The sequence below is a fragment of the Micromonospora radicis genome, assembly GCF_003583405.1.
GTDB lineage: Bacteria > Actinomycetota > Actinomycetes > Mycobacteriales > Micromonosporaceae > Micromonospora > Micromonospora radicis.
This window is the reverse complement of the sequence record NZ_QXEC01000035.1, coordinates 15,509-35,185: the sequence shown is the minus strand read 5'-3', so window position 1 is coordinate 35,185 and position 19,677 is coordinate 15,509. Positions and strand designations below refer to the sequence as shown.

General features: G+C 72.8%; 14 protein-coding genes. 13 read left to right on the top strand and 1 reads right to left on the bottom strand.

The features are described from left to right. Positions 1-94: 94 nt before the first annotated feature. The 10 genes from argS to prfA all read left to right on the top strand — a co-directional run bounded on the left by argS (position 95) and on the right by prfA (position 15,798). Positions 95-1,759 (top strand): arginine--tRNA ligase, encoded by a 1,665-nt coding sequence (argS, locus tag D2L64_RS24735; protein ID WP_119579598.1) that lies wholly within the window; start codon positions 95-97, stop codon positions 1,757-1,759. Positions 1,760-1,805: 46 nt separating this feature from the next. Further along, the gene (lysA, locus tag D2L64_RS24730; protein ID WP_119579597.1) at positions 1,806-3,191 is read left to right on the top strand and encodes a diaminopimelate decarboxylase; all 1,386 of its coding nucleotides are present in this window, start codon (positions 1,806-1,808) and stop codon (positions 3,189-3,191) included. Positions 3,192-3,199: 8 nt separating this feature from the next. Further along, on the top strand, positions 3,200-4,510 hold the full coding sequence (locus tag D2L64_RS24725; RefSeq protein WP_199714753.1) for a homoserine dehydrogenase: 1,311 nt from the start codon (positions 3,200-3,202) through the stop codon (positions 4,508-4,510). 26 nt (positions 4,511-4,536) lie between these two features. Continuing rightward, positions 4,537-5,586: a threonine synthase gene (gene thrC / locus D2L64_RS24720; protein WP_119579613.1), complete on the top strand. Its 1,050-nt coding sequence runs from the start codon at positions 4,537-4,539 to the stop codon at positions 5,584-5,586. 222 nt (positions 5,587-5,808) lie between these two features. Then, positions 5,809-9,099 (top strand): efflux RND transporter permease subunit, encoded by a 3,291-nt coding sequence (locus D2L64_RS24715; RefSeq protein ID WP_119579595.1) that lies wholly within the window; start codon positions 5,809-5,811, stop codon positions 9,097-9,099. A gap of 155 nt (positions 9,100-9,254) precedes the next feature. After that, positions 9,255-10,499, top strand: a complete 1,245-nt coding sequence (locus D2L64_RS24710) for an MFS transporter (protein ID WP_119579612.1) — start codon at positions 9,255-9,257, stop codon at positions 10,497-10,499. Positions 10,500-10,637: 138 nt separating this feature from the next. Continuing rightward, positions 10,638-11,579 carry a homoserine kinase gene (gene thrB / locus D2L64_RS24705; protein ID WP_119579594.1) on the top strand — a complete coding sequence of 314 codons (942 nt, stop codon included), beginning with the start codon at positions 10,638-10,640 and terminating at the stop codon, positions 11,577-11,579. 297 nt (positions 11,580-11,876) lie between these two features. Continuing rightward, positions 11,877-13,874, top strand: a complete 1,998-nt coding sequence (gene rho / locus D2L64_RS24700; protein WP_119579593.1) for a transcription termination factor Rho — start codon at positions 11,877-11,879, stop codon at positions 13,872-13,874. A gap of 519 nt (positions 13,875-14,393) precedes the next feature. Continuing rightward, positions 14,394-14,618, top strand: a complete 225-nt coding sequence (gene rpmE / locus D2L64_RS24690) for a 50S ribosomal protein L31 (RefSeq protein WP_088998650.1) — start codon at positions 14,394-14,396, stop codon at positions 14,616-14,618. A 91-nt stretch (positions 14,619-14,709) separates the two neighbouring features. Further along, on the top strand, positions 14,710-15,798 hold the full coding sequence (prfA, locus tag D2L64_RS24685) for a peptide chain release factor 1 (RefSeq protein WP_119579611.1): 1,089 nt from the start codon (positions 14,710-14,712) through the stop codon (positions 15,796-15,798). A 45-nt stretch (positions 15,799-15,843) separates the two neighbouring features. On the opposite strand, the gene D2L64_RS24680 is transcribed toward prfA, so the two are convergent. Beyond that, entirely contained in the window at positions 15,844-17,394 is a 1,551-nt protein-coding gene (locus D2L64_RS24680; RefSeq protein WP_119579592.1) for a GGDEF domain-containing protein, read from the bottom strand. A gap of 74 nt (positions 17,395-17,468) precedes the next feature. On the opposite strand from D2L64_RS24680, the gene prmC reads away from it, so the two are divergent. Genes prmC through D2L64_RS24665 form a run of 3 tightly spaced genes read left to right on the top strand, consistent with a single transcriptional unit; the run spans position 17,469 to position 19,675 of the window. Continuing rightward, positions 17,469-18,419: a peptide chain release factor N(5)-glutamine methyltransferase gene (prmC, locus tag D2L64_RS24675; RefSeq protein WP_119579591.1), complete on the top strand. Its 951-nt coding sequence runs from the start codon at positions 17,469-17,471 to the stop codon at positions 18,417-18,419. Next, positions 18,419-19,063 carry an L-threonylcarbamoyladenylate synthase gene (locus D2L64_RS24670; RefSeq protein WP_119579610.1) on the top strand — a complete coding sequence of 215 codons (645 nt, stop codon included), beginning with the start codon at positions 18,419-18,421 and terminating at the stop codon, positions 19,061-19,063. Before prmC ends, D2L64_RS24670 begins: the two co-directional genes overlap by 1 nt. Then, positions 19,064-19,675, top strand: coding sequence for an arsenate reductase/protein-tyrosine-phosphatase family protein (locus D2L64_RS24665; protein ID WP_119579590.1), 612 nt, complete (start codon positions 19,064-19,066; stop codon positions 19,673-19,675). The last annotated feature ends 2 nt before the right edge of the window (positions 19,676-19,677 follow it).

Sequence of the window (19,677 nt, the reverse complement as noted above, 5' to 3'; positions counted from 1 at the left end):
TCGTCAGGTCGGTCGGTCAGGGGATCCGGCGGCCCGGCCCCCGATGCCGGGTCGCCGCCGCGGGGACCGAGTCTACCCCCGATAACATGGTTCGGTGACTCCCGCAGAACTCGCCGAAGCCGTCCTTGCCGCCGCTCACGCCGTCTTCACCGACCGAGGGCTGGACCGCGCCGCGCTGCCGGAGCGCACGACGGTCGAGCGACCGCGCAGTGCCGAGCACGGCGACTACGCCTCGACGCTGGCCCTGCAGCTGAGCAAGAAGGTGGGCGTACCGCCGCGCGAGCTGGCCACCGCGCTGGCCGCCCAGCTCGCCAGCGCCCCCGGGATCAAGTCGGTGGAGATCGCCGGCCCGGGCTTCCTGAACATCCGGCTCGACGCGGCCGCCGCCGGCCAGCTGGCCCGGACGATCGTCGAGGCTGGCCCGGAGTACGGTCGCAGCGACCGGCTCGCCGGCCTGAAGATCAACCTGGAGTTCGTCTCGGCCAACCCGACCGGCCCGGTGCACATCGGTGGCGTCCGCTGGGCGGCGGTCGGCGACGCGCTGGGCCGGCTGCTGCGCGCCACCGGTGCCGACGTCGGTACCGAGTACTACTTCAACGACGCCGGTTCGCAGATCGACCGGTTCGCCCGTTCGCTGCTCGCCGCCGCCAAGGGTGAGCCCGCTCCGGAGGACGGCTACGGCGGGGCGTACATCGCCGAGATCGCCGCCGAGGTGACCGCCCGCCGCCCCGAGGTGCTGGGGCTCGACGAGGCCGCCGCCGAGGAGGTCTTCCGGGTCGAGGGCGTCGCGCTGATGTTCACCGAGATCAAGTCCTCGCTGCGCGACTTCGGGGTGGAGTTCGACACCTACTTCAACGAGAAGGACCTGCACGACCGGGGTGAGCTGGAGCACGCGCTGACCCGGCTGCGCGAGCAGGGGCACCTCTTCGAGGCCGACGGCGCCACCTGGCTGCGGACCACCGACTTCGGTGACGACAAGGACCGGGTGCTGCGCAAGTCCAACGGCGAGTGGACGTACTTCGCCGCGGACTGCGCCTACTACCTGGACAAGCGGGAGCGCGGCTTCGACCGGGTCGTGATCATGCTGGGCGCGGACCACCACGGCTACGTCGGCCGGATGAAGGCGATGGCGGCCTGCTTCGGTGACGACCCGGCGCAGAACCTGGAGATCCTCATCGGCCAGCTGGTCAACCTGGTCCGCGACGGTGCGCCGGTCCGGATGAGCAAGCGGGCCGGCACGGTGATCACGCTGGAGGACCTGGTCGAGTCGATCGGGGTGGACGCCGCCCGGTACGTGTTGGCCCGCTACTCCAGCGACTCGCCGATCGACATCGACATCGAGCTGTGGACCCGGGCCACCCGGGACAACCCGGTCTACTACGTGCAGTACGTGGCGGCCCGGACGGCCAGCGTCGGGCGCAACGCGGCCGAGGTGGGCCTGACCCGCGGTGACGCCGAGTCGTTCCGGCCCGAGCTGCTCGGCCACGACAAGGAGAACGAGCTACTCAAGGCGCTCGCCGAGTTCCCCGCCGTGGTGGCGACCGCCGCCGAGCTGCGTGAGCCGCACCGGGTGGCCCGCTACCTGGAGGATCTGGCCGGGGCGTACCACCGGTTCTACGACAACTGCCGGATCCTGCCCCGGGGTGACGAGGAGGTCACCGACCTGCACCGGGCCCGGCTCTGGCTCAACGATGCCACCCGGGTGGTCATCGCCAACGGCCTGCGGCTGCTCGGCGTCTCGGCCCCGGAACGGATGTGAGCACGATGACCGCGCAGGCGAGCGAGGCGAGTGGAGGAGCGGGCTGATGCGTGCTCATGAGGCCGGTGCGCTGCACGGCGACATCGGCAACCGGGGGCCGGCCTGGCTGCGTACCCCGGCGGACGTCAACGCCCTGGTGCCGCAGCTGTGGCCGCGCAACACCAGCCGCGGTGCCGACGGCGCCCTGGTCGTCGCCGGTGTGGGGGTACGCGACCTGGTCGCCGAGTTCGGTACCCCGGTCTACGTACTCGACGAGGACGACCTGCGGTCACGCTGCCGGGACTTCCGGGCGGCCTTCCCCGACGAGGACGTCTACTACGCCGGCAAGGCATTCCTCTGCCGCGCGGTGGTCCGGATGATCGCCGAGGAGGGGCTCTTCCTCGACGTGTGCAGCGGCGGTGAGCTGGCCGTGGCGCTGGCCGGCGGGATGGATCCGGCGCGGATCGGCTTCCACGGCAACAACAAGTCCGAGGCGGAGTTGCGGCGGGCGCTGGACGTCGGCGTCGGCCGGATCATCGTCGACTCGTTCGCGGAGATCGACCGGCTCACCGCGTTGGCCCGCGAGCGCGGGGTGCGGCCCCGGGTGCTGGTCCGGGTCACCGTGGGCGTGGAGGCGCACACCCACGAGTTCATCGCCACCGCCCACGAGGACCAGAAGTTCGGCTTCTCGCTGGCCGGTGGCGCGGCCATCGCCGCCGCGCTGCGCATCCTCGACGAGGACGTGCTGGAGTTGCGCGGCCTGCACTCGCACATCGGCTCGCAGATCTTCGACACCAGCGGGTTCGAGGTCTCCGCCCGCCGGGTGTTGGCGTTGCAGGCGCAGATCCGCGACGCCCGTGGGGTGGAGCTGCCCGAGCTGGACCTCGGCGGTGGTTTCGGCATCGCGTACACCACCCAGGACGATCCGGCGGCCCCGCAGGACCTGGCCAAGCGGCTCCGCAAGATCGTGGATTCGGAGTGCGCGGCGGAGCGGCTGGTCGTGCCGCACCTGTCCGTCGAGCCCGGCCGGGCGATCGTCGGGCCGGCCGTGTTCACCCTCTACCAGGTGGGCACCGTCAAGGACGTGGACGGCATCCGGACGTACGTCAGCGTCGACGGCGGGATGAGTGACAACATCCGTACCGCGCTCTACGACGCCTCGTACTCGGCGACGCTGGCCTCTCGGGCGAGCGCCGCCGAGCCGATGCTCGCCCGCGTGGTGGGAAAGCATTGTGAGTCCGGGGACATCGTGGTGAAGGATGAATTTCTGCCCGCCGACGTGCAGCCCGGAGATCTTGTCGCAGTGCCCGGCACGGGTGCCTACTGCCGCAGCATGGCCAGCAACTACAACCACGTACCCCGCCCGCCGGTGGTCGCGGTGCGGAACGGCCGGGCCCGGCTGATCGTTCGACGGGAGACCGAAGACGACCTGCTCGCCTTGGATGTGGGATGAAACAACCTGTGCGTCTGGCCCTGCTCGGCTGCGGCACCGTCGGTGCCGAGGTGGTCCGGCTGCTGCACGAGCAGTCGGCGGACCTCGCCGCCCGGATCGGTGCCCCGCTGGAGATCGCCGGCATCGCCGTGCGCCGGCTGGGGCGTGACCGCGGCGACCTGCCGGTCGACCCGACCCTGTTCACCACCGACGCACTCGGGCTGATCAAGCGCGACGACGTCGACGTGGTGGTGGAGGTGGTCGGCGGGATCGAGCCGGCGCGGAGCTGGCTGGTCGAGGCGCTGCGGGCGGGCAAGAGCGTGGTCACCGCCAACAAGGCGCTGCTCGCCGAGGACGGCGGTGCGCTGCACGACGCGGCGGCCGAGGGCGGTGGTGACCTCTACTACGAGGCATCGGTGGCCGGGGCGATCCCGCTGCTGCGCCCGCTGCGCGAGTCGCTGCACGGGGACCGCATCACCCGGGTCACCGGCATCGTCAACGGCACCACCAACTTCATCCTCTCCGCCATGCACGCCACCGGCGCCGGCTTCGCCGAGGCGCTGGAGGAGGCGACCGAGCTGGGGTACGCCGAGGCGGACCCGACCGCCGACGTGGAGGGCTTCGACGCGGCGGCCAAGGCCGCCATCCTCGCCTCGCTGGCCTTCCACACCCGGGTCGGCGCGGCCGACGTACACCGGGAGGGCATCACCGAGGTCACCGCCGCCGACGTGGCCAGCGCGAAGGCGATGGGCTGCACGATCAAGCTGCTCTGCATCGCGGCCCGGGGCACCGACGGGCAGGGCCGGGAGGCGGTCAGCGTCCGGGTGCACCCGGCGATGATCCCGCTGACCCACCCGCTGGCCAGCGTCGGTGACGCCTTCAACGCGGTCTTCGTCGAGGCCGACGCGGCCGGGCAGCTGATGTTCTACGGGCGGGGTGCCGGTGGTGCGCCGACCGCCAGCGCGGTGCTCGGCGACGTGGTGGCGGTGTCCCGCAACCGGCTCGCCGGGGTCCGGGCCGCCAGCGAGTCCGCCTACGCGGACCTGCCGGTCCGGCCGATGGGGGAGGCGCTGACCCGCTACCACATCAGCCTCGACGTGGCCGACCGTCCCGGCGTGCTGGAGGCGGTGGCCGGGGTGTTCGCCCGGCACGACGTCTCCATCGCCACGGTCCGCCAGGGGCCGGCGGCCGGCACCGCGGGCGCGGCGGGCGAGGCGGTCCTGGTGATCGTGACGCACGTGGCGCCGGACGCCGCGCTCGCGGCCACCGTCCGGGAACTGCGCGGGCTGGACATCGTCCGGTCCGTGGCCAGCGTGCTGCGGGTCGAGGGCGGCCTGTGATGGGCCGCGGAGTCGAGGAGAACACCATGTGGCGGGGCCTGATCGACGCCTACCGGGACCGGCTGCCGGTCACCGACGCCACGCCGGTGGTCACGCTGCACGAGGGCAACACGCCGCTGCTGCCCGCGCCGGTGCTCTCCGCCCGGCTCGGCTGCGACGTCTACCTGAAGGTGGAGGGCGCGAACCCGACCGGGTCGTTCAAGGACCGGGGCATGACGATGGCCGTCTCCAAGGCGGTCGAGGCCGGCAACAAGGCGATCATCTGCGCCTCCACCGGCAACACCTCCGCCTCGGCCGCCGCGTACGCGGCCCGGGCCGGGGTCACCTGTGCGGTGCTGGTGCCGCAGGGCAAGATCGCGCTGGGCAAGCTGGCGCAGGCGCTGGTGCACGGCGCGAAGCTGCTCCAGGTCAACGGCAACTTCGACGACTGCCTGGCGCTGGCCGCCAAGCTCGCCCAGGACTACCCGGTGGCGCTGGTCAACTCGGTCAACATCGACCGGCTGCACGGCCAGAAGACGGCGGCGTTCGAGATCGTCGAGGCGCTCGGTGACGCACCGGACATCCACTGTCTGCCGGTGGGCAACGCCGGCAACATCTCGGCGTACTGGATGGGTTACACCGAGGACGCCGAGGCCGGTAACAGCACCCGCACCCCGAAGATGTACGGCTTCCAGGCCGCCGGCGCCGCGCCGATCGTGACCGGTCAGGTGGTGCCGGAGCCGTCCACCATCGCCACCGCCATCCGGATCGGCAACCCGGCGAGCTGGACGAAGGCTCTCGACGCCCGGGACGCCTCCGGTGGGCTGATCGAGGCGGTCACCGACCGGGAGATCCTGACCGCGTACCGGCTGCTGGCCCGGGAGGTCGGCGTCTTCGTCGAGTTGGGCAGCGCGGCCAGCGTGGCCGGGCTGCTCCAGCAGGCCGCCGCCGGCCGGGTGCCGGCCGGCTCCACCGTGGTCTGCACGGTCACCGGGCACGGCCTGAAGGACCCGGAGTGGGCCATCACCACGGCTCCCGCTCCGGTCACCATCGCCAACGACCCGCTCGCCGCCGCCCGCTCCCTAGACCTCGCCTGACCCCCACCCCCACCCCCACCCCCGTCCGGCGCGTCCCGTCCGGAGCTTCGTTGATCATGAGGTTTGCGGCGACGGCAAGCGCTTGCCGCCAGGGCAACTTCATGATCAACGAGGGTGGGCGGGTGGGGGTGGACCGGTGTGGCCCCGCGAGTCGGCGAGCGGACCGGGTCGGGCACACTGCTCGTGCCCCCGGAACGTCTTCCTCAGGAGTGAGCCACGCCGATGTCGCTGCTCGCCAGATTCAGCCTCGCCAACCGAGGGCTGGTCGCCCTCATCGCGGTGGTGACCACGGCGTTCGGTGTGTACGCCGTGCCGTCGCTGAAGCAGCAACTCCTGCCGTCGCTGGAGTTTCCCGCCGCGTTCATCGTGGCCTCGTATCCCGGCGCCGCGCCGGAGGTGGTCGAGGCCCAGGTGACCGAGCCGATCGAGAACAGCCTGCGGGGCATCCCCGCGCTGGATACCGTCACCTCCACCTCCCGTGAGGGTCTCACCACCATCCAGGTGCAGTACGAGTTCGGTACCGACCTGGACGACGTGGTCAGCAAGATGCAGACCGCGTTGAACCGCACCGACCTGCCCGACGGCGTGCAGCCGCAGGTGCTCGCGGGTGGCACCGACGACCTGCCGGCCGTGGTGCTGGCCGCCTCCGGCGGCGCCGACGAGCGTGACCTCGCCGCGAAACTGCGTGACGTCGTGGTGCCGGAGCTGGCGGCGATCGAGGGCGTCCGCAGCGTCGAGCTGACCGGCGTCCGCGACGAACTCGTGGTGATCACGCCGGATCCGGCCAAGCTGGCCAAGGCCAAGGTGCAGCCGACCGCGATCGGCACCGCGCTGAAGGCCAACGGTGTGGCGGTGCCGGCCGGTGCCGTCCTGGACGGCGAGCGCAGCCTGCCGGTGCAGGTGGGTACCCCGCTGACCACGCTGGACGAGCTGCGCGACGTGATCGTCGCGCCGCCGGTCAAGAAGGCCGGTCCGGTCCGGCTCCGGGACGTCGCCACGGTGGCGGAGCAACTCGCGCCGGCCACGGCGATCACCCGTACCAACGGTCGGGAGAGCCTGGGCATCGCGGTGACCGCCGACCCGGACGGCAACGCGGTGGAGATCTCGCACGCGGTCGCCGACCGGCTCGACGACCTGCGGGCCGCCACCGGAGCCGAGCTGACCGTGGTGCTCGACCAGGCCCCGTTCGTGGAGAAGTCGATCAAGACGTTGAGCACCGAGGGCCTGCTCGGCCTGATCATGGCCGTGGTGGTCATCCTGGTGTTCCTGCTGTCGATCCGGTCCACCGTGGTCACCGCCGTCTCCATCCCGCTCTCGGTGGTGGTGGCGCTGCTCGCCCTCTGGATCGGCGACTACTCGCTCAACCTGCTCACCCTCGGTGCGTTGACCGTCGCGGTCGGCCGGGTGGTGGACGACTCGATCGTGGTGCTGGAGAACATCAAGCGGCACCTGACCTACGGCGAACCGAAGTGGGAGGCGATCCTCACCGCCGTCCGCGAGGTGGCCGGCGCGGTCACCGCCTCCACCCTCACCACGGTCGCCGTGTTCGCGCCGATCGCGCTGGTCGGCGGCTTCGTCGGGCAACTGTTCGCGCCGTTCGCGATCACGGTCACCGTGGCGCTGCTGGCCTCGTTGCTGGTGTCGCTGACGGTGGTGCCGGTGCTCGCGTACTGGTTCCTCAAGCCGGTCACCGGCGCCGACGGTGCCGCCATCCGGCAGGCCGCCGAGCAGCGGGAGTTGCGCAGCCCGTTGCAGCGGGCGTACCTGCCGGTGATCCGGTTCGCCACCGGCCGGCGGGCGTTCCGCTGGGCCACCCTGGCCATGGGCCTGCTCGTGCTGGCCGGCACCTTCGGCCTGGCCCGTCAGCTGGAGACCAACTTCCTCGACGACTCCGGCCAGGACACCCTCAACATCCGGCAGGAGCTGCCGGTGGGCACCGGGCTGGCCGGTACCGACGCCGCCGCCCGACGGGTCGAGGCGGTGCTGGCGGACACCCCGGGGGTCCAGTCGTACCAGGTGACCGCCGGGGGCGGGAACACCCCGTGGGCCGGCGGCGCCGGCAACAACGTGGCCAGCTACGCGCTGCGGCTCGACGGCGACACCGACGCCAAGGCCATGCGCGGCGTACTGCGGGAGCGGTTCGCGGCGCTCGGGTCGACGGCCGGTGAGATCACCTTCCCGGCCGGCCAGGGCGGCGCGTCCGCCAACGAGCTGGCGGTGGTGGTCCGCGCCGCCGACCCGGAGGCGCTGACCCGCGCTACGGAGCAGGCGCGGGCGGCCCTGGCCGGGATCCAGGGGGTCGAGGACGTCTCCACCACCCTGGCGCAGCGGGTGCCGCGGATCGACGTGACCGTCGACCGGGTCGCCGCCAGCCGGGCCGGGCTCACCGAGGCGGCGGTCGGCCAGCTGGTCGCACAGGCGTTCCGCGGTACGCCGGTGGGCCAGCTGAGCCTCGACGGCGACAACCGCGACGTGGTGCTGCGGCTGTCGGCACAGCCGCCGACGACGGTGGACGCGTTGCAGGCGCTGCCCGTCGGCCCGGTGAAGCTCGGCGACATCGCCGAGGTCACCGAGACCGAGGGACCGCAGCAGGTGCGGCGGATCGACGGTGAACGCAGTGCCACGGTGACCGGTACGGTGACCGGCTCCGACCTCGGCGCGATCAGCACCGAGTTGCAGAGTCGGCTCGACGCGATCGACGTACCGGGGGCCACGCTGACCCTGGGCGGGGTCAGCGCCGAACAGCGGGAGACCTTCGCCGATCTGGGCCTGGCCGTGCTGGCCGCGATCGCGATCGTGTTCCTGATCATGATGGCCACCTTCCGCAGCGTGGTGCAGGCACTGATCCTGCTGGTCTCCATCCCGTTCGCGGCCACCGGCGCGGTCGCCCTGCTGCTGTTCACCGGTACCACGCTGAGCGTGCCGGCGCTGATCGGCGTACTCATGCTGGTCGGCATCGTGGTGACCAACGCGATCGTGCTGCTCGACCTGGTCAACCAGTACCGCGCGCAGGGGATGAGTGTCCGGGAGGCGGTGGTCGAGGGCGGCCGGCACCGGTTGCGCCCGATCCTGATGACCGCGATCGCGACCATCTTCGCGCTGACGCCGATGGCCTTCGGGCTCACCGGCGAGGGCGGCTTCATCTCCCGGCCGCTGGCGATCGTGGTGATCGGTGGGCTGATCAGTTCCACCCTGCTCACCCTGATCCTGGTGCCCACGCTGTACGCCATGGTGGAGGACACCAAGGAGTCGGTGCGGGCCTGGCGGGCGGGCCGGTCCGGCGCCGGCTCCGACGGCACCGGCGGGGGCACCGGTGGCGCGATGTCGGGCGGTGCGGAACCGCTTGCCGGCGAGCGGATTCCGGTCGGCGTCGGCGCCGCGACGTCCGAGGAGAAGCCGGCGCACCGACCGGTCCCGGCGGCGCCGTCCGGCGCGCTGGTGGACAATACCGACCAGTTCGAGGTGCTCCGGCTGCCGAAGAGCCGCAACTCGCCCTTCCCGCCCAGCGAGTGACTTCACCCACCGACGCCCCCGGCCAGCGGCCGGGGGCGTCGGCGTGATGGCACCGGGTGGTCCGGCCGGGGCGCTGGTCGGGCGAGGACGTGACGTGGCTTGCGTTGTCCGCGCCCCGACTCAGCTTGTGGGGGTTGCGGAGTATGGTCCGCTCCGTGGCATCCACCCTCTCGGTCCTCACCCGCAACCGGAACTTCCGCAACCTGGTCCTGGCCGAGCTGGTGGTCTTCGGTGCCGACTGGTTCGTGATGGTGCCGTTGCTCGTGCTGCTGCCGGACCTGACCGGCAGCGGGGTCTGGGGAGCCCTGGTGCTTGCCGTGGACACCGGCATCCTGGCGTTGCTGCTGCCGTACAGCGGCACCATCGCCGACCGGTTCGACCGCCGGAAGATCATGATCATCTCGAATGCGGCCGCGCTGGTCGGCGTGCTGCTCCTGCTCGGGGTCCGTGGCGCCGGTACGGCCTGGCTGGCGATGCTGGGCATCGGCGTGGTCGCGGTGGCCAAGGCGTTCTACTCCCCGGCCGCCCAGGCGGCCCTGCCCAACGTCCTCGACCCGGAGGAACTGGCCGCGGGCAACGCGGTGGCCGGCTCGGCCTGGGGCACGATGAGCATCGTGGGCGCGTCGCTGGGTGGCCTGCTCACCGCCGCCGCCGGCCCGTACGTCTGCTTCTGGGTGGGCGCGGTCGGCCTGGTCGTCGCCGCGGTCCTGGCCACCCGGATCCGCCGGCCGTTGCAGGCCCCACGCGAGGCGGACGCGCCCGTGCCGCAGACCTGGGCGGCGATCCGCGAGGCGCTGGGCTACATCGGGCACCGGCCGCGGGTGCTGGCACTGGTCACGGTGAAGTCCGCGGTGGGGCTGGGCAACGGCGTGCTGACCGTCTTCCCGCTGCTGGCCGCCGTCTACGGGGTCGGCCCGGTGGGTACCGGCCTGCTGTTCGCGGTACGCGGCGCGGGCGCGCTGGTCGGTCCGATCCTGATGCGCCGGGTGCTGACCAACCGGGCCTGGCTGCTGCCGGGACTGGCGCTGTCCATGTCGGCGTACGGGCTGGCCTACCTCGGTACCTCGGTGGTGACCTGGTTCCCGCTGGTACTGGCCCTGGTCTTCGTGGCGCACTTCGCGGGCGGCAGCAACTGGGTCATGTCCAACTTCGCGTTGCAGGGTGAGGTGCCGGACCGGTTGCGGGGCCGGGTCTTCGCCACCGACATGATGCTCGCGACCCTGGCGATCTCCGTCAGTCAACTCGTGGTGGCGTTCGTGGTGGACGGGGTGGACGAGCGGGTCATCCTGGCCGGGTGCGGCCTCGTCACGCTGACGTACGCCCTCGGCTGGCGGATCGCCACCCGGCGCCTGTCGCTCACCGGCCCGGCGGCCGCCGCGCAGGCCACCCCGGTGCGGTAGCCGCCGTTGCGGTGCGCCGCCAGCGCGGGGCGAGGGCGGGAGGGAGCGGGCGGTTGGGCGGGGGTAGCGGCGCTGAGGAGCGTCCCAGCGGGCGGGCGGAGGCGTACCCGGGACGGCTCGGGCCCTAGCATGGGGCCTGTGTCGACCACATTCGCCGCCGGTCCGGTCCGGGTCCGGGTCCCCGCCACCAGCGCGAACCTGGGGCCCGGCTTCGACGCCCTGGGGCTCGCCCTCGGACTGTACGACGACGTCGCAGCCGAGGTGACCGCGTCCGGCGTCACCGTGTCGGTGACCGGTGAGGGCGCCGGCGATCTGCCCACCGACGACGGCCACCTCGTGGTACGCGCCATGCGGGCGACCTTCGACGCGCTCGGCGGGCAACCGTCGGGGCTGGCCGTGGAGTGTGTCAACCGGATCCCGCAGGCCCGTGGACTCGGCTCCTCGTCGGCGGCCATCGTGGCCGGCGTGCTGTTGGCCCGGGCGCTGGTCGCCGACGGGGAGCGGCTCGACCCCGCCGGGGTGTTGCGCCTGGCCGCGCAGCTCGAAGGCCATCCGGACAATGTGGCCCCCTGCCTGCTCGGCGGCTTCACGGTGGCCTGGACGGAACCCGCGGGCGCGCGGGCGGTGTCGTTGCCGGTCGCCGACGGCGTACGCCCGACGGTACTGGTGCCGACCGAGCGGGGGCTGACCGCGTCCGCCCGCGCGGCGCTGCCGGCGACCGTGCCGCACGGCGACGCCGCACTCAACGCCGGCCGGGCGGCGCTGCTGGTGCACGCGCTCACCGCAGAGCCGGCGCTGTTGCTGCCGGCCACCGTCGATCGGCTGCACCAGGATTACCGGGCATCCTCGATGTCGGCCACCGCCGCGGTCGTCGGTGAGCTTCGTGAGGCCGGCGTGGCGGCCGTGGTCAGTGGGGCCGGGCCGACCGTGCTCGCCCTGTCTGAGCTGCCGAAAGGCTTCGAGGCGGGAACAGATTGGCAAGTCCTGCGGTTGCCGGCAGACGTACGCGGCGCGCAGGTTCGACGGGGTACACTCGGACACGCGGAGCGGGACCCTGTTGCCGCAGGTCGGAAGAGTTGATTACGCTCTAGACTTAGCACAGCCGCGAAGCATGCGATCTCCTGCGGGTCGGCGCACCCCCGAAGCTCTCGGCGGTAAGCCCGTCATCCCTGCCTAGGCCCACGCCGCACCGCAGTCTTCACTGGTCGCCGCAGACGGCGAAACCCGCTCACCGGCTCCCTTCGGTGGGTCGGGCGACCGACCGGCTGCTGTGTCACAGACTCCCGCAAAGCGTCATGCGAGGCGGGTGCACCGAGGCCGCCCGGCCACCTGTTGTTCGATTCCGGGCAGTCCCGGCCTATCGAGGGAAGGAATCCATTGAGCGACACCACCGACGTGACGTCGGATGTTTCCAACGTCGCTGGCGAGGCCACCACCGCTGCCCCTGCCCGGCGTCGGCGCAGCGGCACCGGCCTGTCGGCGATGCTGCTGCCGGAGCTGCAGAGCCTGGCCGCGTCGCTCGGCATCTCGGGCACGGCTCGCATGCGCAAGGGCGAGCTGATCAGCGCGATCACCGAGCGGCAGGGCGGCGCCGCAGGGGCCCCTCGACCGCGGGCCGAGGTCGCGGCGGCCGCCGCACCGGTCCGCGAGGAGGTCCACGCGGAGGTACGCGAGGCGGGTGAGCGGCCGGAGGGCGACCGCCGGGCCGAGCAACCGGCCGCGAGCGTCGAGACCGAGGGTCGTACCCGGACCCGACGCAGCCGGGCCGCCGCGGCCGAGCCGCGCGCCGAGGAGGCCGTCGCCGAGGCCGGCGAGCGGACCGAGGGCCGGGCCGGTCGCGAGCGCGGTGAGCGTGCGGATCGTGGCGAGCGGGGCGCCGATCGCGCTGAGCGTGCCGACCGTGGTGACCGTGCCGAGCGGAGCGAGCGCGCCGCCGAGCGCGGCGACCGCGGTGAGCGTACCGAGCGCGGCGACCGGGGCGAGCGTACCGAGCGGGGCGCCGACCGGGGCGAGCGCGCGGAGCGGGGCGCCGACCGGGGTGAGCGCGGTGAGCGCGGTGAGCGGGGCGCCGATCGGGGCGACCGGGGGCAGCGTGCCGACCGGGACAACGACGCTGACGACGACGGCGAGGGTGGTGGTCGGCGCAGCCGACGCAGCCGCTTCCGGGACCGTCGGCGGGGCCGCAACGACCGTGGTGAGTCCGGTGGCGACGGCGGCGGCCGGGAGCCGCAGGTCGGCGAGGACGACGTGCTCGTCCCCGTGGCCGGCATCGTCGACGTGCTGGACAACTACGCCTTCGTGCGGACCACCGGCTACCTGGCCGGCCCGAACGACGTGTACGTGTCGATGTCCCAGATCAAGAAGTACGGCCTGCGGCGCGGCGACGCGATCACCGGCGCGGTCCGCGCGGCCCGCGACGGCGAGCAGCGGCGCGACAAGTACAACCCGCTGGTCCGGCTGGACACCATCAACGGGATGGAGTCGGACGAGGCCAAGCGGCGGCCGGAGTTCTACAAGCTCACCCCGCTGTACCCGCAGGAGCGACTGCGGCTGGAGACCGAGCCGCACATCCTCACCACCCGGGTGATCGACCTGGTCATGCCGATCGGCAAGGGCCAGCGGGCGCTGATCGTCTCGCCGCCCAAGGCCGGTAAGACCATGGTGCTGCAGGCGATCGCGAACGCGATCACGCACAACAACCCGGAGTGCCACCTGATGGTGGTGCTGGTGGACGAGCGGCCCGAAGAGGTCACCGACATGCAGCGGTCGGTGAAGGGCGAGGTCATCGCGGCCACGTTCGACCGTCCGCCGCAGGACCACACCACTGTCGCCGAGCTGGCGATCGAGCGGGCCAAGCGCCTGGTCGAGCTGGGTCACGACGTGGTCGTGCTGCTCGACTCGGTGACCCGGCTCGGCCGGTCGTACAACCTGGCGGCGCCGGCCAGCGGCCGGATCATGTCGGGTGGTATCGACTCCACCGCGCTGTACCCGCCGAAGCGCTTCCTCGGTGCGGCCCGCAACATCGAGAACGGCGGCTCGCTGACCATTCTCGCCACCGCGCTGGTGGAGACCGGGTCGATGGCGGACACGGTCATCTTCGAGGAGTTCAAGGGCACCGGTAACGCGGAGCTGAAGCTGGACCGGAAGATCGCCGACAAGCGGACCTTCCCGGCCGTGGACGTCAGCGCCTCCGGTACCCGCAAGGAGGAGATCCTGCTCGCGCCGGAGGAGTTGGCCATCGTGCACAAGCTCCGCAAGGTGCTGCACTCGCTGGACTCGCAGGCCTCGCTGGACCTCCTGCTGGACCGGCTCAAGCAGTCCCGGACGAACATCGAGTTCCTGATGCAGATCGCCAAGTCGACGCCGGGGGAGTAACCCCTCCCGACGAAGATCGACGAAGGGGCGTGGCCGGTCCGGCCACGCCCCTTCGCGTGACCTGCCCGGCCACGCCCTTCGGGCAGCCGGCCGACCCCGCGTGCGCCCGCGCCCGTACCCTCGGGTTTCGGCCCGTTGCTCTGCGTCACCCCACGCAACGGGAAACGGTCCGAAACCGGTGCGCCGGTTGAAGCAGAGCATCAGGGCGCATGGAGGTGGGTATCTCGCGGCCGGATACGGCTCCGCGCGGGGATCGGGCTCCTGGCCGTGGAGCCGTGGCGGTGCCGGTGCGGGTGCGGGCGGGGGCGGGGGCGGAGGAATGCTCCGCGGGGGCGGCGGGAATGCGTACGTCAGGCCCGATGTTGCTACCGGCGACCAGCTGGTGTGGCCCGATTCCCGGGCCCACCGGGGCCCATGGCACACTGGTCAATCGGCCACCGGTTCCGGTTCACGCCCTTAATCGGCGCGCAGCGGCGCGCCAGGGCGACCCGGCGACCATGACGAGAGGACCGAGGCGACATGAAGTCCAACATCCACCCGGAGTACGTGACCACCGAGGTCAGCTGCTCCTGCGGCAACACCTTCACCACCCGTAGCACCGCCAAGGGCGGCTCGATCCACGTCGAGACCTGCAGCGCCTGCCACCCGTTCTACACCGGCAAGCAGCGCGTCCTGGACACCGCCGGCCGGGTGGCCAAGTTCCAGCAGAAGTACGCCAAGGTTCAGGCCAAGAAGGCCAAGTAGCTCCTGGTCCGACGCCCGCGTCCGGTTTCCGCCGGACGCGGGCGTCGTCCGTCTGTATGCCCGGTCCGCCGTCGAAGGAGCGATGCACAGCATGAGCAGCGAGCGCCTGGCCAGGCTCCTCGACGAGTACGCGGAGTTGGAGAAGCGGCTGGCCGATCCCGCCATCCACGCCGACCAGGGCACCGCCCGTCGGGTCGGTCGCCGGTACGCCGAGCTGGTCCCGCTGCACAAGGCCGCGGCGGAGCTGGAGCAGGCCCGCGCGGATCTGGCCGCGGCCCGGGAACTGGCCGCCGAGGACGCGTCGTTCGCGGCCGAGGCGGAGACGATCGCGGCCGCCCTGCCGGCGCTGGAGGAACGGCTGGCCGAGCTGTTGATCCCGCGCGACCCGCACGACGCCAAGGACGTCATCGTCGAGATCAAGGCCGGTGAGGGCGGTGAGGAGTCCGCCCTGTTCGCCGGTGACCTGCTGCGGATGTACACCCGGTACGCGGAGCGCCGTGGCTGGCTCACCGAGGTGATCGACGCACAGGACTCCGACCTCGGCGGGGTCAAGGACGTCTCGCTGGCGATCAAGACCAAGGGTGTCCCCGAGGGCGGCAACGGCGTCTGGTCCCGCCTGAAGTGGGAGGGCGGCGTGCACCGCGTGCAGCGGGTGCCGGTCACCGAGTCACAGGGGCGCATCCACACCAGCGCCGCCGGTGTCCTGGTGCTGCCCGAGGCCGAGGAGGTCGACGTCACCGTCGACCCCAACGAGCTGCGGATCGACGTCTTCCGCTCGTCCGGTCCCGGTGGGCAGTCGGTGAACACCACCGACTCCGCGGTGCGGATCACCCACCTGCCGACCGGCATCGTGGTCTCCTGCCAGAACGAGAAGTCCCAGTTGCAGAACCGGGAGCAGGCGATGCGGATCCTGCGGGCGCGGCTGCTCGCCGCCGCCCAGGAACAGGCCGACGCGGCCGCCTCGGACGCCCGCAAGGCGCAGGTGCGTACGGTCGACCGTTCGGAGCGGATCCGCACGTACAACTTCCCGCAGAACCGGATTACCGATCACCGGATCGGCTACACCGCGTACAACCTGGACCTGGCGCTGGCCGGGGAGCTCGACGGCGTACTCGACGCGCTCGGTGAGGCCGACCGGGCGGCCCGGCTGGCCGGCGATCCGGAGCTCGCGCGGCGCTGAGCCCGGTACCGCACCGCGCCGGCTCCGACCGGGGTACGGGTGGGCTCAGGCGCTGCGGGGGCGGACCTTCGCCTGCAGCATCTCGCGGTCGGCGGCCTCGAACGCGGCGCTGAGCGCGTCCCGCTGGCCGGGTCCGCCGGCACCGACCTCGCCGAAGCCGATGCTGACGCCGACCGGGGTGCCGGGCACCAGCGACTCCCAGTCCTCGGTCCGCACCGCGGCGTCGATGCGACGGGCCACCTCGGCCGCCTCGGCCATCCCCGCACCGGGCAGCACCACCACGAACTCGTCGCCGCCGTAGCGGGCCACGAAGTCGCCCCGACGCATCACCCGGTTGATCACTCCGGCGACCCGCTGGAGGACCAGGTCGCCCGAGTGGTGCCCGTGACGGGTGTTCACCGCCTTGAACCCGTCCAGGTCGCAGACGCCGATCACCACCCGTTCGCCCCGGGACACCACGGCGGCGATGTAGCGCTCCAGCCGGCGCCGGTTTGGCAGCCCGGTCAGTGGATCGGTCAGCGCCTCACCCTCGAAGCGGGCCGCCTCCCGGCGCATCTCCTCGTGGTCGATACGGGCCGCGATGCCGTCGATGTAGACGTCCCGGAGCCGGTCGTGGCGCTGGGCGGCGAGCCGGAAGGCCAGCCGGTCGGCCCGGTGCGCGGCGGCGTGGTCGCCCGCCCGGCCCAGCGCGATGCTGCGCAGCCGGGCGGGTTCGGCCGCGCCGAGCGTCTCGGCGGAGACCTGGACGGTGTCCAGCCGGGTGACCGCCTCGATCGGTCGGCCGGCGGCGATGGCCAGGCAGACCTGGCCGAGTTGGCGCATGTCGCGGGCCCGGGCGCTGTCCGCACCGTGCCCGAGCAGCCGGGTCGGGTCGGTGCCGCGGTCGTCGTCGACCCGGTCGCCGAGGGCCGCGCGGCGGGCACCGGCGTAGCCGTAGGCGGCCAGGCTGCTGGGACGCAACCGGTCGGCGCGCCCGGCGGCGATGAACCGCTCCAGGTCGGTGGCGATGTCCCGCAGCACCCGCAGGCAGCCGTCGCCGTCGCCGGTGTGGTCCAGGGCCACCGCGTTGCGCAGCCGGATGCCGGGGGCGGCGAACGTCTCCTCCGGTATGCCGGCGGCGTTGCCCAGTTGCCGGGCGCGTTCGATCGCGCCGAGGGCGTACCCGTGGAAGCTCAGGTAGGAGTAGGCCATGGCCAGGTCGTGCCAGCCCCAGGCGGTGTCCCGGTCCGGGTCGTCCACCGCGCCGAGCGCCCGCGCGGCCCGCACCAGATGGGTGACGCAACGGTCCAGGGCGCCCTGGTGGTGCGCGGCCAGCGCGGCCAGCGCGTTGAGGTGCCCGTGCAGGTACGGCTCGGCGAGATCCCGTACGGCGGCGGACGCCTCCTCGATGGCCCGGGTGTACTCGGCTGTCCGGCCCAGGTTGATCAGCGCGGAGAGGCGCTGGACCAGCGCGTCGGCTCGGGCGTTCGGGGCGCGGGTGGTGCGGACCACCCGTTCCAGGATCGCGTACGCCTCCGCGGAACGGCTCACTTCCTGCAACGCCCGCGCCTTCGTCAGGGCGTCAACCTGGTCGTCGACCCGGTCGAGCCAGCCCACCCGCGACCTCCTGTCGGTGTGCCGCTGGCTGCACCTGCTGCTGCACGTGCACCGCGACGACTCATGATTATTGCGTGACCACCGTGCCGCAACACCCGTCCGAAGGGACGAGACGACACCGCCCCTCTCCCGAGGTGGCGGCCGCCGCCCGTGACCTGGCCTCCGCCGGCGTGGTCTCGGCGCGCGCGGACGCCGAACTGCTGGCCGCGTACGTGCTCGGGGTGCACCGGGGCCGGTTGGCCCTCGCCGACGGATTCACCGACGGCCAACTCGACCGTTACCGGGAGTTGGTGCGCCGGCGGTCCCGGCGGGAGCCGCTGCAACACCTGACCGGCAGTGCCGCCTTCCGGCATCTGGAGCTGGCCGTCGGGCCGGGGGTCTTCGTCCCGCGTCCGGAGACCGAGCTGCTCGCCGGCTGGGGGGTGGAGCAGGCCCGGCGTGCGCGTCCGGAGCCGCTGGTGGTGGACCTGTGCAGCGGTTCCGGGGCGATCGCGCTGTCGGTGGCCCAGGAGGTGCCGGCGGCCCGGGTGGTGGCGGTGGAGCGGTCCGCCGCCGCGCTGGTCTGGCTGCGCGACAACGCGTCGGCCCGGGTCGGGGCGGGGGATCGGCCGGTCGAGGTGGTCGAGGCGGACGTGACCGATCCGGACCTGCTGGCGGAGCTGGCCGGTCGGGTCGACGTCCTGCTCTGCAACCCGCCGTACGTGCCGCGGGCGGTCGCCGTACCGCCGGAGGTGGCGGGGCACGACCCGGCGGAGGCGGTCTTCGGCGGGGCGGACGGCCTCGACGTCATCCGGCCGGTGATCGATCGGGCGGCGGCCCTGTTGCGACCCGGCGGTGTGCTCGGCATCGAGCACGACGACACGCACGGCACGGCGCTGCCCGAACTGCTCGCCGCGGACGGCCGCTACACCACGATCGAGGCGCACCGCGACCTCGTCGGCCGGCCGCGTTTCACCACGGCGTCCCGCCGAGCGGACCGCCCGGCAGCCGGTGCGACCGGCACGTGGCAGACTGGCTCATCGTGATGCTCTACGACTGCCGGTCACTGGCCGACCGGGACCGCGGCATCGCTGCGGCCATCGAAGCGGTCCGCAACGGCGAGCTGGTGGTCCTGCCGACCGACACGGTCTACGGGGTCGGCGCGGACGCCTTCACCCCGTACGCGGTCAAGGCGCTGCTGGACGCCAAGGACGCCCCGCACACGCCGCCACCGGTGCTGATCGGTTCCCGGCACACCCTCGACGGCCTGGTCTACTCGCTGCCGGCGGCGGCGCGTGACCTGGTGGAGGCGTTCTGGCCGGGCGCGCTGACCATCCTGGTGCAGCACTCGGCGAGCCTGCGCTGGGATCTCGGCGACGACAGCGGCGTGGTGGCGGTGCGGATGCCGCTGCACCCGGTGGCGTTGGAGGTGCTGCGGGAGACCGGCCCGATGGCGGTCGCCTCGGCCAACAAGACCGGCCAGCCGGCCGCGCTCACCGCCGACGAGGCACGTGACCAGCTGGCCTACTCGGTGCGGGCGTACCTCGAGGCCGGGCCGGCGGTGGATCCGGTGCCGAGCACGATCGTGGACCTGACCGGCGACGAGCCGGTCCTGGTCCGGGAGGGTGGCATCAGCCTGGCCCGGCTCCGTGACGTGGTGCCGGAGCTGCGCGAGAGCCAGGTGGCGTAGGTGCCTCCGTTCACCGTCCTGCACGTCTGTATGGGAAACATCTGTCGGTCGCCGATGGCCGAGCGGCTGCTCGTCGTCGCGCTGCGGGAGCGGCTGTCCCGGCGCGAGGGCGGTCCGGCCCGGGCCGAGGAGTTGCTGCACAGCCACAGCGCCGGTACCGGTGGCTGGCACGCGGGCGAGGAGATGAATCCGCCGGCCGCCCGGCAGGTCACCACCCGGGGTGGCGGCACCGCCGGGTTCGCCGCGCGCAAGCTGCGCTCCGACCACATCGACGCCGCCGACCTGGTGCTGACCGCCACCGCCGACCAGCAGGAGTACGTGGTGGCGCTGCGTCCCGACGCCGCGTCGCGCACCTTCGTGTTGGGGGAGTTCGGCCGGCTGCTGGCCACGCTGGACCTGGCCGCGCTGCCGGCGGCGGAGGCGACTCCGGACGCGCTGTACGCCCGCGGGGTGGCGCTGGTCGAGGCGGTGAACTCCGCTCGGCAGGGCAGCGCCCTGCTGCCCACGGACGATCTCGACGACCCGTGGGGACGGGGAGACCAGTGCTTCAGCCGGGTGGCCGACGAGATCGAGGAGACGGTCCATCCGCTCGCCGCGGCCCTGCTGCCCTGATC

What these genes read in the sequence shown, in the direction of transcription:
- lysA (WP_119579597.1), top strand. Translation starts at nt 1,806, where the DNA reads ATGCGTGCTCATGAGGCCGGTGCGCTGCACGGCGACATCGGCAACCGG.
- thrC (WP_119579613.1), top strand. Translation starts at nt 4,537, where the DNA reads ATGTGGCGGGGCCTGATCGACGCCTACCGGGACCGGCTGCCGGTCACC.
- D2L64_RS24715 (WP_119579595.1), top strand. Translation starts at nt 5,809, where the DNA reads ATGTCGCTGCTCGCCAGATTCAGCCTCGCCAACCGAGGGCTGGTCGCC.
- rpmE (WP_088998650.1), top strand. Translation starts at nt 14,394, where the DNA reads ATGAAGTCCAACATCCACCCGGAGTACGTGACCACCGAGGTCAGCTGC.
- prfA (WP_119579611.1), top strand. Translation starts at nt 14,710, where the DNA reads ATGAGCAGCGAGCGCCTGGCCAGGCTCCTCGACGAGTACGCGGAGTTG.
- D2L64_RS24670 (WP_119579610.1), top strand. Translation starts at nt 18,419, where the DNA reads ATGCTCTACGACTGCCGGTCACTGGCCGACCGGGACCGCGGCATCGCT.